Here is a 15,450-nt window from a genome sequence, read left to right as displayed (position 1 = left end):
GAGGTTGGGCGAGCGTATGCTTTTGCTCAACTATAAAAAGACTGGAGGAGATTCATGGTTCGCCTTCCCCTCGGGATGGCCGCCTTGCTGGCGGCTGGTCCGGTCCTGGCGCAAGAAGCGCCGCCGTCCTTTCCCGTAACGATCCATGTCGATGCCTCCCGGCCCGCCGGCGAACTGAAGCCCATCTGGCGCTTCTTCGGCGCAGACGAACCGAACTATGCCACGATGAAGGATGGCCGCAAGCTGATGTCCCATCTGGGCGAGTTGCGGCAAGGCGAGATCTTCTTCCGCACGCATAATCTCCTCAATACGGGCGACGGCACGCCGGCCTTCAAATGGGGCAGCACCAACGCCTACACCGAAACCAAAGACGGCCAGACGGTGTATGACTGGAGCGTGACCGACCGCATCATCGATACCTATCTGGCGCGCGGCGTGCGGCCCTATCTGCAGGTCGGCTTCATGCCGGAGGCGATGTCGAGCGCGAAGCCGGGCACACCCTACCAGCACAGCTGGCGCCCAGGCTTCGCCTACAACCTGATCGAAGCCGGCTGGAATGCGCCGCCGAAGGATTATGCGAAGTGGGGTGAGCTCGTTTATCAGTGGACGAAGCACAATATCGAGCGCTACGGCCGCGATGAGGTGAAGAAGTGGTACTTCGAAGTCTGGAACGAACCCAACTTCAACACTTACTGGAGCGGCACGCAGGACGAATTCAACAAGCTGCATGACTACGCCATCGCCGGCATCAAGCGCGCCTTGCCGGAAGCCTTTGTCGGCGGGCCCGACGTGGCCGGCACCGGCGGCGCATGGATGGACGCCTTCCTCAAGCACGTAGTTTCCGGCACTAACTACGCCACCGGCCAGACCGGCACGCCGACCGATTTCCTCTCCTTCCACGCCAAAGGCATGCCGCGCTTTGTCGACGGCCACGTGCGCATGGGCATCCAGGAGCACCTGCGCGGCGTGGACGAAGGCTTTGCCAAGATTGTCGCCATCCCGCAGCTGAAGGACAAGCCCATCGTCATCGGCGAGAGCGATCCCGAAGGCTGCGCCGCTTGCCCCGGCCCGCAGAACGCCTACCGCAACGGCACCATGTATTCCAGCTATACGGCCGCCAGCTTCGCCCGCATCTGGGAGCTGGCCGCGCGCCGCGGCGTGAACCTGGATGGCGCGCTGACCTGGGCCTTCACCTTCGAGGACCAGCCCTGGTTCGCGGGCTACCGCCAGCTCGCGACCAATGGCGTCGACTTGCCGGTGCTGAACGTGTTCCGCCTGTTCTCGAAACTCGGGCCGCTTCGCGTTGCCGCCAGCAGCAGCGGCGCCCTGCCTGTGGACGAAATCCTGGCCAAGGGCGTTCGCGCCGCGCCCGATGTGGGCGTGATCGCCACACGCACCGGCGATGGCCGGCTCGCCATCCTGAGCTGGCACTACCACGATGACGATGTCGCCGGTCCCGATGCGGCCGTAAAGCTTGATCTCAAGGGCCTTGGCACTGCGGGCTCGCGCAAGGTCACGCAATGGCGCGTGGACAAGGCGAACGCCAACGCCTTCACCGCCTGGCAGGCCCTCGGTTCGCCGCAGTCGCCGAACGACAAGCAATACCAGGCGCTGGAAGCCGCATCGGCAATGAAGCCGGCGGCCCTGCCGGTGCTGACAGTCAAGGGCGGCGCCGCAAGCCTCAACTTTGCCCTTCCGCGCCAGGGCGTCTCGCTATTGATCATCGAGTAAGGAGAGCAGCATGCACTTCACACCACGCGAGGGATTGCGCACGTCCGTCCTCTGTGTCGCCCTGGCTTGCATGGGCGGCGCGTTCGCAGCGGATAGCGCACACACTACCGCCACGGCTTCCGCAGCTATTACCGGCATGTCCAGGTCGCCGGCAGGCATCACGCTGCGCACCGCACAGGGCGTGCTCAAGATCGAGCCTTGGTCCGACCGCATCGTGCATGTGCGCTTCCACCGCCGCGCCGACTGGCCGGGCTCCTGGAACGCCGCCGTGATCGGCAAGCCGCGTGCCGTGAACTGGGAGCTGACGGAGAGTGCCGAGGCTTACATGCTATCCACGTCCGCATTCTCGGTGCGCATCGACAAGGCCAAGGCCACGCTCGCTTTTGAGGGCAAGGACGGCAAGACGATCATGGAAGAAGCCGGCCCGCAGGCCCGCGTCCTGCCGACGGCGAAAGGCGGCGGGGTATCGCAAACCTTCTCCCATGGCGGCGCTATCTATGGCCTGGGCCAGCACCAGGGAGGGCTGCTCGACTACAGCGGCAACAGCGTGTTGCTGCAGCAGGCGAATCTCGATGTGGGCGTGCCGATGCTGGTTTCGTCCGATGGCTACGGTGTGCTCTGGAACAATGCCTCAGTGACGCGGGTGGATGTCGACCTGCCGCAGACGGCGTCCCAGCAGGTGATCCGCTCGGAAGCGGGCAGCGGCATCGACTACCACTTCATCTACGGCCCGGAGCTCGACGACGTGGTGACCGGCTACCGTGCGCTGACGGGGGACGCGCCCATGATGGCGCGCTGGACCTGGGGCCTGTGGCAATCGAAGGAGCGCTACGCCACTCAGGAGGAAATGCTGTCCGTCGCTTCGCGCTACCGCGCCATGCAGGTGCCGCTGGACGCTATTGTGCAGGACTGGCAATACTGGGCGCCGAAGTCCTGGGGCAGCCACCAGTTCGACCGCACGCGCTATCCGGATCCGGCCGCCATGGTGAAGGATCTGCATGACAGGAACGTGCACTCGATCATCTCGGTATGGGCGCGCTTCGACCTGGGCCTGGATACAACGGCGGAACTGGACCGCGCGGGCGCCATGTATCCCAAGGTGTACCAGAACGTCTATCCGGCCGGCGAAGGCCGCTGGTATGACGCCTTCTCGGAGACAGGCCGCTCCATCTACTGGCGACAGGTGATGAACCGCCTGGGCAAGCTGGGATTCGATGGCTGGTGGCTGGACGCCAGCGAAGCCGAACTGGGCGGCGCCTGGGGCCAGTTGCGCGAAGTGAAGACGGGACAAGGTCCGGGCGCCGAAGTCTACAACGCCTATCCCCTGTTCCATACCAAGGCCGTCTATGAAGGCATGAGGCGCGACATGCCGGAAAAGCGCGCTTTCATCCTCACGCGTTCCGCTTACGCCGGCCAGCAGCGGCACGCAGCGATTACCTGGTCCGGTGACACCGGCGGCAACTGGGACGTTTTCCGCCGCCAGGTGCCGGCCGCGCTGAACTTCAGCATCAGCGGCATTCCGTACTGGTCGGCCGACATTGGCGGCTTCTTCGGCGGCAAACCCAGCGATCCGGCCTATGCGGAACTGTTCGTGCGCTGGTACCAGTTCGGCGTGTTCAATCCGATGTTCCGCGTGCATGGTACCGGCGAGGGCAAGGAGATCTGGCAGTTTGATGACCGCACGCAGAAAATCCTGGTCGATTACGACAAGCTGCGCTACCGGCTGCTGCCCTACATCTATTCGCTGTCCTGGGACGTAACGCGCAATGCGGGCACGATGATGCGTCCGCTGGCGATGGATTTCCGCAGCGACCGTGCGGCCCTCGGCGTGGCCGATCAATACCTGTTCGGCAAGTCATTGATGGTCGCTCCCGTCACGCAGCCTTCGGCGGACGTACGTACCGTCTACCTGCCCGGCAAGGAAACCTGGTATGACTTCTGGACCGGCAAGCAGTCCACCGGCGGCCGCGTGATCGCCGCAACCGCACCGCTGGAGACGATTCCGCTCTTCGTTCGCGCGGGCAGCATCCTGCCGCTCGGTCCCGTGAAGCAGTACGCGGACCAGCCAAGCACCGAACCCATCGAGCTGCGCGTTTATCCCGGCCGCGACGGCAGCTTCGTTCTCTACGACGACGAGGGTGACGGCTACGGCTATGAACAGGGCCGTTACGCCAGCGTCGCCCTCAGCTGGGACGAAGGCCGCCACAGCCTGACGTTGGGCGGGCGCAAGGGCCAGTATCCGGGCATGCCCACCGCCCAGGCTTATCGGGTGGCCTGCGGAACGGCGCCAGGCGCACCTGCGCGCAGCGTCCAGTACACGGGCGCCGCCGTCACTGTGGAGTTGCCGGACTGCCGCTAGCTGGGCACCTTTTCAACGCCAGGTGCAGCAGGGTGCTCACCATGTCCAACTGCAGCGTTGCTGCGGCGTTGTTTAAGTAGCGCGATACAACGCGCGCAGCCGGCTGCTGGGCTTATACTCAACTAATGCCGAATCCATTCGTCAACGTGGCCGCCGCCTGGCTGGGCCACCCCTTCGAACTGGCCCGGGCGTGGCAGGAAATGGCCACGATTACCTGGGCCTCGGCTATGCCTGCGCCGCTCGCAGAAGCGGCCGAGGTGACGACCGCTTCACGCATATCGCCTGGCACGAGAATCCTTACTTCCACGGCCTGATGCAACAGTACCTGGCGGTAACCCGAACGCTGGAGCGTCTGGTGTACGACACGCCTGGCGTTGATGACCGGGATAGCCGCAGCGCGGCGTTCTGGCTACGCCACTGGTGCAATGCGGTGTCGCCGAGCAACTTCCTGCTGACGAACCCGGAAGCGCTGCAGCATGCTTTCGAAACCGCCGGCGGCAGCCTGCGCCGCGGCATGGAAGAGTGGTGGCACGATTTGCTGGCCGGCGACCTGCGCATGGTGGACAGCAGCGGCTTCGAGCTGGGCCGCGAACTGGCGGGTACGCCTGGCCGTGTTGTGCTGCGTAACAGGATGATGGAATTGATCCAATACACGCCCGTGCGCAAGCAGGTCCACACCATACCCGTGGTAGTGGTGCCGCCGTGGATCAACAAGTACTACATCCTCGACCTGACGGCGAAGCAAAGCATGGTGCGCCACCTGGTCGAACGTGGCTTCGATGTGTTTATTATCAGCTGGCGCAATCCCGGTTCCGAGTTGGCGGGCGCGACCTTCGAGGACCATCTGTTCGAAGGAATCCTGGCGGCGGTGGAAGCGGCGCGGCAGATCGCCGGCGTGCCGCAGGTCCATGCCGTAGGCTACTGCATCGGCGGCACCGCGCTGTCGGCGCTGATGGCCTGGCTGAACCGCGAGCGGACATCGGACATGCCCATCGCGCACTGGACACTGCTGGCAACGCTGATGGACTTCTCCAAGCCAGGCGATATCGCCAGCCTGATCAGCGAGGAAAGCGTGGCCATGCTGGGCAGCCTGATGCAGCGCCAGGGCTTTCTCAACAATATGCAGATCGGCTGGAGCTTCCGCATGTTGCGCCCGAACACGCAGATCTGGCGCTACGTGGTGCACAAATACCTGTACGGCGAAGCGGCGCCCGCGCTGGCGCCGCTGGCCTGGAACGCCGACGGCACCCGCCAGCCGCGCGCGACGCAGAACTTCCTGCTGCGCGAGCTTTATCTCGGCAACAAGCTGGCGAAGGCAGATGGCCTGACCCTGCGCGGGGAGCCGATCGACCTCGGGCGCATCAAGCAGCCCCTGTACGCCGTCGGCGCCGTAGCCGACCACATCACGCCATGGCGCAGCACCTACAAGAGCGCCGCCCTCAGCGGCGGCCCCGTGCGCTACACGCTGACCGCCTCCGGCCACATCCTGGGCATCGTCAACCCGCCGGGCGGCAACCACAACCAGCAATTCTGGTCGGATGAGCTGGTGAAGGACCGCGATGCCAAGTCCTGGCGCGCGCTGCAGACTCCTGTAAAGGGTTCCTGGTGGAGCGACTGGGACGCCTGGCTGGCACAGCGCTGCGGCAGCTGGCGCCAGCCGTCGGCTGAGGCGCACGCCCACTTCCCGTGGCTGGATGCGGCGCCCGGGAAGTACGTACTGGAGCGCTGAGCCCGTTGCCTCACCGAGGCTCATCAGCCTGGCGGGCTTTCCGTCCGCGTTACTTCCGGACTCGTACGATACCGCTCCACCAGGGCCATGATTGCCTTGGACTGGTAGCTGTCCGCCAGCTGCCGCAGCCGCGAGGCGAAGGGAATGTAACGCTGGTCCAGCTGTTTCAGGTAATCGGCGCGCTCCCTGAGCATGCCCATGTTGCCGAGCCTGGCCAGCCGGTAAAGCGTCTCGATTTCGTGTGCCGGCGGTGCGACGAGCTCCGCCGGCTCTTCCGCGCTGTCCCGCTTAGCTTTGTCGTGAATCCAGGTCAGTGACAAAAGCTTGCCGATGGTTTTCAGCAGCACAGGAAGTTCTATGGGTTTGGGAATGAAGGCGTTGGCGCCCGCTTCCAGATTCTTCGTCTCATCTTCGCGGCTGGCACTGGCCGTCACGATGATGATGGGGATTCCGGCGAACTCCGGCATGGCGCGTATCCTGCGCGTCGCGTCCCGTCCATCCATGACCGGCATCATGACATCCATCACGATAAGATCAGGGCGGACAGCGTCGAGCATTTCCAGGCATTCCTCACCATTCTTCGCGTCGTGGACGTCGAAGCCGAGCGGTTGCAAGGCTTCGATCAGCATGGCGCGGTTGTGCGCCACGTCATCAACGACCAGTATTTTCTTGCCCGGACCTTCATGACCAAGGATCGGCGCCTGTGCCGACAGCTCGGTAAGCAGGGGCTCGGCAAGCGGCAGATCCAGCTCGAACCAGAACAGGCTTCCCTTGCCCAACACGCTGCGTACATGGATATCTCCGCCCATAAGCCGGATGAGCTGGTGGCTGATGGCCAGGCCCAATCCGGTTCCGGCCTCGCGCCGTCTCACATCGCTCACCTGTTCAAACGGCAGGAAGATGCGCGAAAGCTGTTCCTCGCTCATACCGATACCGCTGTCCTCCACTTCGAAGCGCAGCCGGACCGTGGTTTGGCCGTTCACTGCAGTCGCAACGCGCTGTACGCCAAGAACAATTCCGCCGCGATCGGTGAACTTCACCGCATTGCCCAGGAGGTTGAGCAGTATCTGGCGTAAGCGTTTGTCGTCCACGCTTACCGCGGCGGGCAGTTCGGGCGAGGCGCGGAGCTCGAAGGACAGGCTTTTCTCCTCTGCCTTCACACGAATGATGTCGTCGACGATGCGAAGAAAGTTGGAAAGATCGATATCGGTCGCCTGCAGACAGAGCTTGCCGGCCTCGACACGCGCCAGGTCCAGGATGTCGTTGATGAGGGTGAGCAGGTGCTGGCCGCTTTCGTGGATGGTCGCCAGGCCCACCGCCTGCCGCTTCGGCAACTGCGGCTCCCGCTGCAGGATTTGCGCATAGCCGAGAATGGCATTCAGCGGGGTGCGCAATTCGTGGCTCATCTGCGCCAGGAAGTCGCTGCGCAGGCGCGCCAGCCGCACCGCTTCGGCCAGCGCCTTTTCCCGCGCCGCCTCCGCCGCCTTGCGCTCGCTGATGTTGCGCGATACTCCCACCATGCCCAGCAGCGTGCCGTCCTCGTCCAGCACGGGAGCCCGATAAGTTTCCATCCACACCAGACCGTTCGCGCCTTCGATCGCCTGTTCCACGGTTGCGCGTTCGCGCGTCGTGATCACTTCGTTGTCCTTGGCGTGATAGGGTCCTGCCAACTCGGGCGGCCACAATTCCTGGTCCGACTTGCCTACCATCTCGTCGACGCTTCGACCGCACGCCGCGGCTTCCGCCTGGTTGACCGCTAGGTAGCGCGAGCTCGTATCCTTGAGCCAGACCAGCAGCGGCAGCGTGTCGATCAACGTGCGCAGATACCGGGTTTGCCGGCGCAGCTGGGCGGTGCGCGTTTGCATGTTTAACAGCCCGAGAATGCCGAATGCAATCCACGCGGAAACCAGATACATGAGGAGTTTCGCCTGTGAGATCCATTTTCCACGCAACTGGATCGAGCGCACCTCGATTGTGACCAGCTGGCCGGGCGCTATAGCTCCCGTCGAAATCTCTATAGCCGTCACGTTATCAAACCTGGCGTAGCTCTTGGACAGCGGTATTTTCCGTGTGCCGCGCCACCAGTCCGCAGTGCGCAGCACATTGAAAGGAATCGTCAAAGTGGGCTGGCCGGCGGGTTCAATTTCGGCCTCGTTGAACCGCTGCGAGTTCCACTCTCCAACCGTGGAAAATTCCGGTTCAAAATTCATGAGGTGGAGCTTGATATATTGCGGGGATGTCTCCGGATAGCGCATCTCGAACACGATCGAGTCAAACCTGGAAAGGTCCACTCCTTTGCCGGCGGCGCCCAACAGAAATTGCAGTTTGCAAAATGGGTAGGGAGCGGCCCGGCCCAGCTTGCAGTGCATGGTGATCGCATCCTTGCTGACAACGAGCGATGAGGCTGAGTCGCCGTTGTTGTCCTGACTGTCATCGGTGACCCTTGCGCCGTGCGGTTCGCGGGGCGAAATCTCGATGATCCGGGTCATGCCGAAGTGCTGCCAGATCAATAATGTAGGGGTGAGCAACAACAGGAAAGTTATCAAATAATAACTTATCAACATCGTGCGGGAGGCCGGCTGATTCATGTGCAGATCAATGGTTTCTTAGACATGAAGTCATGTATCGATGTTGCCAGCATACACCGAGAAGTTGCCTCTGCCTTGCTTTTGCGGCCAGCCCTTGGCTGTGGGCTTAAGCCGAGTCAGCGCGGGGAGCGCTGACTGGCCCTGTTCGGATTACTCGACGGTTACTGACTTGGCGAGGTTGCGAGGCTTATCGACGTCCGTGCCGCGTGCCAGAGCGGAGTGGTAGGCTAGCAGCTGCAGCGAGACCACGTGCAGGATGGGGGACAGGTGACCGTAGTGCTCGGGCAGGCGAATCACGTGGACGCCGTCGCCGGAGGTGATGCGGGAGTCGACGTCGGCGAAGACGTAGAGCTGGCCGCCGCGGGCGCGGACTTCCTGCATATTGGACTTCAGCTTTTCGATCAGCGCATCGTTCGGCGCGATGGTGACCACCGGCATTTCTTCCGTCACCAGCGCCAGCGGGCCGTGTTTCAGCTCGCCTGCCGGGTAGGCTTCAGCGTGGATGTACGAAATCTCCTTCAGCTTCAGCGCGCCTTCCAGGGCGATCGGGTAATGCATGCCGCGGCCGAGGAAGAGCGCGTTTTCCTTGCGGGCGAACTCTTCAGCCCAGGCGATGATTTGCGGCTCCAGCGCCAGCACAGAGGCGATGGCGGATGGCAGGTGGCGCATCGCTTTCAGGTGCGACGCTTCCTGCTCGTCGGTCAGCCGGCCGTTCACTTGCGCCAGGCTCAGCGTGAGCAGGAAGAGCGCGGCCAGCTGGGTAGTGAAGGCCTTGGTGGACGCGACGCCAACTTCCACGCCGGCGCGGGTGATGTAGGCCAGCTTGCACTCGCGCACCATGGCGCTGGTGGCTACGTTGCAGATGGTCAGCGTGTGCTCCATGCCCAGCTCGCGGGCGTGCTTCAGCGCGGCGATGGTGTCGGCCGTTTCACCTGACTGGGAGATCGTGACCACCAGCGTGTTCGGGTGCGGCACGCTGTCGCGGTAGCGGTATTCGGACGCGATTTCCACGTTCACCGGCAGCTTGGCGATCGATTCGATCCAGTATTTGGCAGTCAGGCCGGCGTAGTACGACGTGCCGCAAGCGAGGATCAGCACGCGGTCGATCTGCTTGAAGACCTTGTAGGCGCCGTCGCCGAAGAGCTGGGCATCACGCCGGTCACGCCTTCCAGCGTGTCGCCAACCACGCGCGGCTGCTCGAAGATTTCCTTCTGCATGTAATGGCGGTAAGGGCCCAGCTCGGCGGCGCCGGTGTGGGCGTGCACCGTTTTCACTTCGCGCGTGACCTGGCGGCCGTGCACGTCCACGATCCAGGTGCGGCCCAGCTGCAGGTCGACCACGTCGCCTTCTTCCAGGTAGATGATCTGGTCGGTGGTGCCGGCCAGCGCCATCGCGTCCGAAGCGACGAAGTTTTCGCCCTGGCCGAGGCCGACGATCAGCGGCGAGCCCTGGCGCGCTGCCACTACGCGGTGCGGCTCTTCCCGGCAGAACACGGCGATCGCGTAGGCGCCATGCAGGCGCTTGACGGCTTGCTGCACGGTTTCGAACAGGTCGCCGTTGTACATGTGATCGACCAGGTGGGCGATCACTTCGGTATCGGTCTGGCTTTGGAAGACATAGCCCAGCTTGGTCAACTCGGCGCGCAGCTCGTCATGATTTTCGATGATGCCGTTGTGCACGAGGGCGATGCGGGCGTTCTCCGAGCTCGGGGAGAAGTGCGGGTGGGCGTTGTGCGACGCCGGGGCGCCGTGGGTGGCCCAGCGGGTGTGGGCGATGCCGGTGAAGCCTTGCAGGCCCACTTCGTTGATCTGTTTTTCGAGGTCCGCCACGCGCGAGGTGCTGCGCGAGCGCTGCAGGGCGCCGTCCACATGCAGGGCGACGCCGCAGGAATCATAGCCGCGATATTCCAGGCGTTCAGGCCTTCCAGCAGGATAGGAGTGATATTGCGTTGCGCTACTGCGCCGACAATGCCGCACATATAAGCCTCAGTTCGTAAAAGAAAGTTAATGGAGCCATCCTAGAGCAGTGCATGCGAAATATGCTTTCTTTGTTCAACCGTGCGTGACAGAATATTTCATCACCTATGACTTATGAAATATTCTTTCAAATGAACGCAGAATTTGACGAAATAGATCGTCGCATATTGAACGCTTTACAACAGGACGCCTCGCAGACCAATGCCGAACTGGCCCAAACGGTACACGTTTCGGCGCCGACCTGCTTGCGCCGGGTCAAACACCTGACTGAAAGCGGCGTGATCGAACGCCAGGTGGCCATCGTGTCGCCGGACAAGGTGGGTGTGCGGCTGACCGCGATTGTGGAAATCACGCTGGATGTGCAGGCGTCCGACCGCATGGCCGAGTTCGAAGCGCATGTGGCCGGCGAGGAGGCCGTGCTGCAGTGCTATCGCGTGTCGCCCGGTCCGGATTTCGTGCTGATCGTGCAGGTGGCGGATATGCCAGCCTACCATGCGCTGGCCCATCGCTTGTTCGCCACCCCGGACCAATGTGCGCAACGTAAAAGCCTACTTCTCCACATTCCGGAGCAAGTTCGAGACCAGAATCGCCATCTGAAACAGTTGTACGCTGCTATTCACCGGCTTTTCCACACTGTTTTCCACATCGGGCTGGCGCCGGGAGGCAGTTTTCCCGCGTTTCCCACGGGCTTTTCACGGCTTTTCCGCTTGCTTGATCACAGCTTTATCCACATTTTAAAGTTATCCGAAGTTGTGAGACTGGTATGCACAGGCTTTTCCACAGCCACGACAGAAAACAGTGACAGGACAGGGGCTGAGGATAAGCGGACCGTACCACTTCCGGCTTATCCAGATTCTGTCCAGCGCTTATACCGTGCTTGTCAAACACTGTTGAGCATGGTTTTACACATGATTATCCACAGCCGTCTAGAATGCCCACATGAACTATCTCGCGCATATCCTGCTGGCCCGCCAGAGCGACGCGGCCATGATCGGGGCCATGCTGGGAGATTTCGTGAAGGCGAACGATGTGCGGAACTATCCCGCTGAAATCGCGCGGGAAATCACTCTGCATCGCAATATCGACAGCTATACCGATAGCCATCCCTTGTTCCGCTCGTCCGTGCAGCTGTTCGGCGAGGGGCGCCGGCGCTATGCCGGCATCGTGCTGGATGTGCTCTATGATCATCTGCTGAGCCAGCGCTGGGATAACTTCTGCGATATCCACAGGACGGAATTCATCCAGCGCTTTTACCGCGCGCTGTTGGCCCATCAGGAGATGCTGCCGGAAAAGTTGCGTCTGATCGCGCCGCGCATCGTGCAGCAGGATTGGCTGGGCAGTTATTCCGAGCTGGAAGGTGTGGAGAGGGCGGTGACGCGCATCTCGCAGCGACTGAGCCGCAATGGCGAGCTGCTGCGTGAGGGGCTGGCGGACGTGCGCGTGCACTATGCCGCCATGGCCGAGGGCTTTGAGGAATTCTTCCCGCAGCTGGTGCGCTACGCCGGCGACCGGCGTAGCGAGTTGATGGCAGAGGCCGTGTAACGTTTCGTGCCTGGCCCCTTTATTTTTTTACTTTGACGGGGCGCTTCCAGCCTTCGACTGTCAGCTGCTTCGGGCGGCTGATGGTGAGCTTGCCGGCGGGGGCGTCCTTGGTGAGGGTGGTGCCAGCGCCGATGGTGGCGCCGGCGCCGATCGTCACAGGGGCGACCAGCTGGCTGTCGCTGCCGATGAAGGCGTCGTCTTCGATGACGGTGCGGAACTTGTTGGCGCCATCGTAATTGCAGGTGATGGTACCGGCACCGATGTTCACACGCGAGCCGACGGTGGCGTCGCCCACGTAGGCGAGGTGGTTGGCCTTGCTGTGCGCGGCGACCTGGCTGTTCTTCACTTCCACGAAATTGCCGATGTGGACGTCCTCGCCCAGCTCGGTGCCGGGGCGCAGGCGGGCGTAGGGGCCGATCTGCGACGAGGGGCCGACCTTGGCGTCTTCGATATGGCAGAAGGGCTTGATGTTGGCGCCGGCTTCGATGGTGGCGTTGATCAGCACACTGTTGGCGCCGATGGTCACGCCGTCCGCCAGCACGACCTTGCCTTCGAAGACGCAGCCGACATCGATGCTCACGTCGCGGCCACACACCAGCTCGCCACGGACGTCGATGCGCGACGGGTCGGCCAGCGTGACGCCTTTTTCCAGCAGGGCGTTGGCGATATTGGACTGGTGGATGCGTTCCAGCTGGGCCAGCTGCACCTTGCTGTTCACGCCCAGCACTTCCCACTGCGCCCCCGGATGGGCGGACACGACCTGCACGCCTTCTTCCACCGCCATCGCGACGATGTCCGTCAGGTAGTACTCGCCCTGGGCATTCTCATTCCCCAGTGCGCCCAGCCACTGCTTCAGCTTGCGGGTCGGGATGATCATGATGCCGGAATTGATTTCCTTGATCATGCGCTCGGCTTCAGTGGCGTCCTTTTCTTCCACGATGCGCTTGATGGCGCCGCCGTGGCGGACGATGCGGCCGAGGCCATAGGGATCGTCCTGCACCACGGTCAGGATGCCGAGCTTGTCGCTGCCAGCGGCGTCTGCCAGGCGGCGCAGGGAGTCGTCCGTCGTCAGCGGCACGTCGCCGTACAGCACCAGGGTCGGCACGTCATCGTCGAGATGAGGCAGGGCCTGCATCACGGCGTGGCCCGTGCCCAGTTGCTGTTCCTGCAGGGCGGACAGGATGGTCGTGCCGCCCATCATCATGTATTTGCCCAGCGAGGCCAGCACCGCTGCGCCGCCATGCCCGTAAAACGACGCATAATTTGGCTGGAGAAAGGCTGCGTGCCGTTTCAATAACATGCGACAACAGCGGCTTGCCTGCCAGCGGGTGAAGTACTTTTGGCAGCGCGGATTGCATGCGCTTGCCCATGCCTGCGGCGAGGATAACGACGTTCATAGACCGTGGTTTCTTGTGGGTTGATAAAGATGAAAAAGTTTAACACGTGCATCGTGGTGGCTTTTGCACTTCTTCTCGCCGCCTGCAGCTCTTTGCGTCTCGCGTATAACAACGGCGACACGCTGCTTTACTGGTGGCTCGATGCCTATATTGATTTCGACAGCGAACAAAAGGCTGAAGTCAAACAGGATATTGATGACCTCTTCCGCTGGCACCGCAAGACCCAGTTGCAGGATTATGCGCAGGTGCTGCAGCACGCCCAGCAGCAACTGAAGGGGAACCCCACGCCGGCCGACCTGCTGGCCGACTACCAGGACGTGCGCCGCCGCACGCAGGCCCTGCTGACCAAGGCGGCGCCCGATATCGCCGAGCTGGCGCTCTCGCTGAAGCCGGAGCAGCTGGAACAGATGGAGAAGAAGTTCACCAAGAATAATTCCAAGTTCCGCCGCGAGAATATGCGCGGGGATGCGGAAGAGCAGAACAAGTTCCGCTACAAGAAGTCGATGGAGCAGTTCGAGCTGTGGTTCGGCGGCTTTTCACGCGAGCAGGAGGCGGCGATTCGCCGGGCTTCGGATGCGCGTCCGCTGGATAACGGGCTCTGGCTGGATGAACGGATGCGCCGCCAGCGCAATATTCTCAGCCTGGCGCGGCGCATCATGCAGGAGAAGCCTTCGAAGGAGGTGGCGGTGGGGTGGATCAATGACCTGATCCGGCAAAGCTTCGAGAGGATGGATCAGGGCCAGCGCAAGCCGTTCTTTGATACTTATACCAATAGCACGGTGGAGCTGGTGCATACGGTCATCAGGATTTCAACGCCTCAGCAGAAGGAGCATGCGCAGAAGCGAATGGCGGGGTGGATCAAGGACTTTAGTACGCTGGCGGCGGAGCAGCGTTAAACCGGTAAAAGCTAGTGTCAGGCGCGGTGTGCCAGACCCTGGGTTGGCGCCAACTAAGTGTCTGCCACAACGTGGCTGACACTAGGGGTTCCGGGTTTCGGCGATAATACCGCCATGCAAAAGAAGAAACCCCAACAAGTGCGCATCATTGGCGGCGCCTGGAAACGCACGCCGCTGCCGGTGCTCGATGCGCTGGGCTTGCGGCCGACTCCGGACCGCGTCCGCGAAACGATATTCAATTGGCTGAACCACCTGCGCGATGGCGCCTGGTCCGAAGCCCGCGTGCTGGACCTGTTTGCCGGCTCCGGGGCGCTCGGCTTCGAGGCCGCCAGCCGTGGCGCGGCCAGCGTCACAATGATCGACGCCAACAGCGCGGTGATCCGTCAGCTGGAAACCATCAAGGACAGGCTCAAGGCCGAAGCCGTCCGCATCGTGCGCGGCGACGCCCTCGCGTCCGCCCAGTCGATGGCCGCGCGGGGCGAGAAATTCGACCTGATCTTCCTCGATCCGCCCTATAACCTGGATTTACTTAGCCGTAGCCTGCCGGTGTGCCTACAATTAGTGAAGGAAGACGGGCTCGTCTATGCTGAATCAGACGCTCCGGTCGAGGCGCCGGAAGGCTGGGAAGTGATCCGTTCGGACAAGGCAGGGATGGTTTACTACCACCTGCTCCGGGCAGCTGCCTGATTTTCAGGCATAATGCGCACCTGATTGGTGCTTTTAAGCAGGGAGCCGTAATGGTTGTAGCAGTTTATCCAGGGACGTTCGACCCGCTGACCCGTGGCCACGAAGATCTGGTGCGCCGCGCGTCCGGCCTGTTCGACAAGCTCATCGTCGGCGTGGCCGACAGCAAGAACAAGCGTCCCTTCTTCACCGTCCAGGAACGGCTGGAGATCGCCAACGAAGTGCTTGGCCATTATCCGAACGTCGAAGTGCAGAGCTTCTCCGGGCTGCTGAAGGATTTCGTGCGCGAGCACGATGCCCGCGTGATCGTGCGTGGCCTGCGCGCCGTGTCCGACTTCGAATTCGAGTTCCAGATGGCGGGCATGAACCGCTATATGCTGCCGGACGTGGAAACCCTGTTCCTCACCCCCTCCGACCAGTATCAGTTTATCTCCGGCACCATCGTGCGCGAGATTGCCGAGCTGGGCGGCGATGTATCCAAGTTTGTCTTCCCGTCGGTGGACCGCTGGCTTCGCAAGAAGATCGCAGCCAACCGCGGTGAATAAGCG

Annotated in this window: 8 protein-coding genes and 3 pseudogenes; 8 read left to right on the top strand and 3 right to left on the bottom strand. The window is 62.4% G+C overall.

Going from position 1 to position 15,450, the window contains the following annotated elements:
• Positions 1–54: 54 nt before the first annotated feature.
• From ACHMW6_RS34625 to ACHMW6_RS34615, 3 genes are all read left to right on the top strand, one after another.
• Complete coding sequence (locus ACHMW6_RS34625; RefSeq protein WP_395404054.1) at positions 55–1,731, top strand: hypothetical protein; 1,677 nt, start codon at positions 55–57, stop codon at positions 1,729–1,731.
• A gap of 10 nt (positions 1,732–1,741) precedes the next feature.
• Complete coding sequence (locus ACHMW6_RS34620; protein ID WP_395404052.1) at positions 1,742–4,090, top strand: glycoside hydrolase family 31 protein; 2,349 nt, start codon at positions 1,742–1,744, stop codon at positions 4,088–4,090.
• A gap of 190 nt (positions 4,091–4,280) precedes the next feature.
• Positions 4,281–5,819, top strand: a complete 1,539-nt coding sequence (locus ACHMW6_RS34615; protein WP_395404050.1) for a PHA/PHB synthase family protein — start codon at positions 4,281–4,283, stop codon at positions 5,817–5,819.
• Between the two features lie 23 nt (positions 5,820–5,842).
• Here the strand turns inward: ACHMW6_RS34615 and ACHMW6_RS34610 are convergent, their stop codons facing one another.
• Positions 5,843–8,407, bottom strand: a complete 2,565-nt coding sequence (locus ACHMW6_RS34610; RefSeq protein ID WP_395404048.1) for an ATP-binding protein — start codon at positions 8,405–8,407, stop codon at positions 5,843–5,845.
• 150 nt (positions 8,408–8,557) lie between these two features.
• Positions 8,558–10,385: pseudogene (gene glmS, locus ACHMW6_RS34605) on the bottom strand (glutamine--fructose-6-phosphate transaminase (isomerizing)).
• Between the two features lie 129 nt (positions 10,386–10,514).
• On the opposite strand from glmS, the pseudogene ACHMW6_RS34600 reads away from it, so the two are divergent.
• Both ACHMW6_RS34600 and ACHMW6_RS34595 read left to right on the top strand, forming a co-directional pair.
• Positions 10,515–10,980 (top strand): annotated as a pseudogene (locus ACHMW6_RS34600) (Lrp/AsnC family transcriptional regulator).
• Between the two features lie 417 nt (positions 10,981–11,397).
• Entirely contained in the window at positions 11,398–11,925 is a 528-nt protein-coding gene (locus ACHMW6_RS34595) for an ACP phosphodiesterase (RefSeq protein WP_395408787.1), read from the top strand.
• Between the two features lie 19 nt (positions 11,926–11,944).
• Here the strand turns inward: ACHMW6_RS34595 and glmU are convergent.
• Positions 11,945–13,322, bottom strand: a pseudogene (gene glmU, locus ACHMW6_RS34590) (bifunctional UDP-N-acetylglucosamine diphosphorylase/glucosamine-1-phosphate N-acetyltransferase GlmU).
• Positions 13,323–13,351: 29 nt separating this feature from the next.
• Here glmU and ACHMW6_RS34585 point away from each other — a divergent pair.
• From ACHMW6_RS34585 to coaD, 3 genes are all read left to right on the top strand, one after another.
• Positions 13,352–14,218 (top strand): DUF6279 family lipoprotein, encoded by an 867-nt coding sequence (locus tag ACHMW6_RS34585; protein WP_395404046.1) that lies wholly within the window; start codon positions 13,352–13,354, stop codon positions 14,216–14,218.
• 114 nt (positions 14,219–14,332) lie between these two features.
• Positions 14,333–14,905 (top strand): 16S rRNA (guanine(966)-N(2))-methyltransferase RsmD, encoded by a 573-nt coding sequence (rsmD, locus tag ACHMW6_RS34580; protein WP_395404044.1) that lies wholly within the window; start codon positions 14,333–14,335, stop codon positions 14,903–14,905.
• A 50-nt stretch (positions 14,906–14,955) separates the two neighbouring features.
• Positions 14,956–15,447, top strand: coding sequence for a pantetheine-phosphate adenylyltransferase (gene coaD, locus ACHMW6_RS34575; protein ID WP_395404042.1), 492 nt, complete (start codon positions 14,956–14,958; stop codon positions 15,445–15,447).
• The last annotated feature ends 3 nt before the right edge of the window (positions 15,448–15,450 follow it).

This window comes from Pseudoduganella sp. UC29_106, from assembly GCF_044055365.1.
GTDB lineage: Bacteria > Pseudomonadota > Gammaproteobacteria > Burkholderiales > Burkholderiaceae_D > Rugamonas.
Note: the sequence above shows the minus strand (reverse complement) of the source record. Positions and strands in the feature narration are given on the sequence as shown.

What these genes read in the sequence shown, in the direction of transcription:
- coaD (WP_395404042.1), top strand. Translation starts at nt 14,956, where the DNA reads ATGGTTGTAGCAGTTTATCCAGGGACGTTCGACCCGCTGACCCGTGGC.
- ACHMW6_RS34625 (WP_395404054.1), top strand. Translation starts at nt 55, where the DNA reads ATGGTTCGCCTTCCCCTCGGGATGGCCGCCTTGCTGGCGGCTGGTCCG.
- ACHMW6_RS34585 (WP_395404046.1), top strand. Translation starts at nt 13,352, where the DNA reads ATGAAAAAGTTTAACACGTGCATCGTGGTGGCTTTTGCACTTCTTCTC.
- ACHMW6_RS34610 (WP_395404048.1), bottom strand. Translation starts at nt 8,407, where the DNA reads ATGAATCAGCCGGCCTCCCGCACGATGTTGATAAGTTATTATTTGATA.
- ACHMW6_RS34620 (WP_395404052.1), top strand. Translation starts at nt 1,742, where the DNA reads ATGCACTTCACACCACGCGAGGGATTGCGCACGTCCGTCCTCTGTGTC.
- rsmD (WP_395404044.1), top strand. Translation starts at nt 14,333, where the DNA reads ATGCAAAAGAAGAAACCCCAACAAGTGCGCATCATTGGCGGCGCCTGG.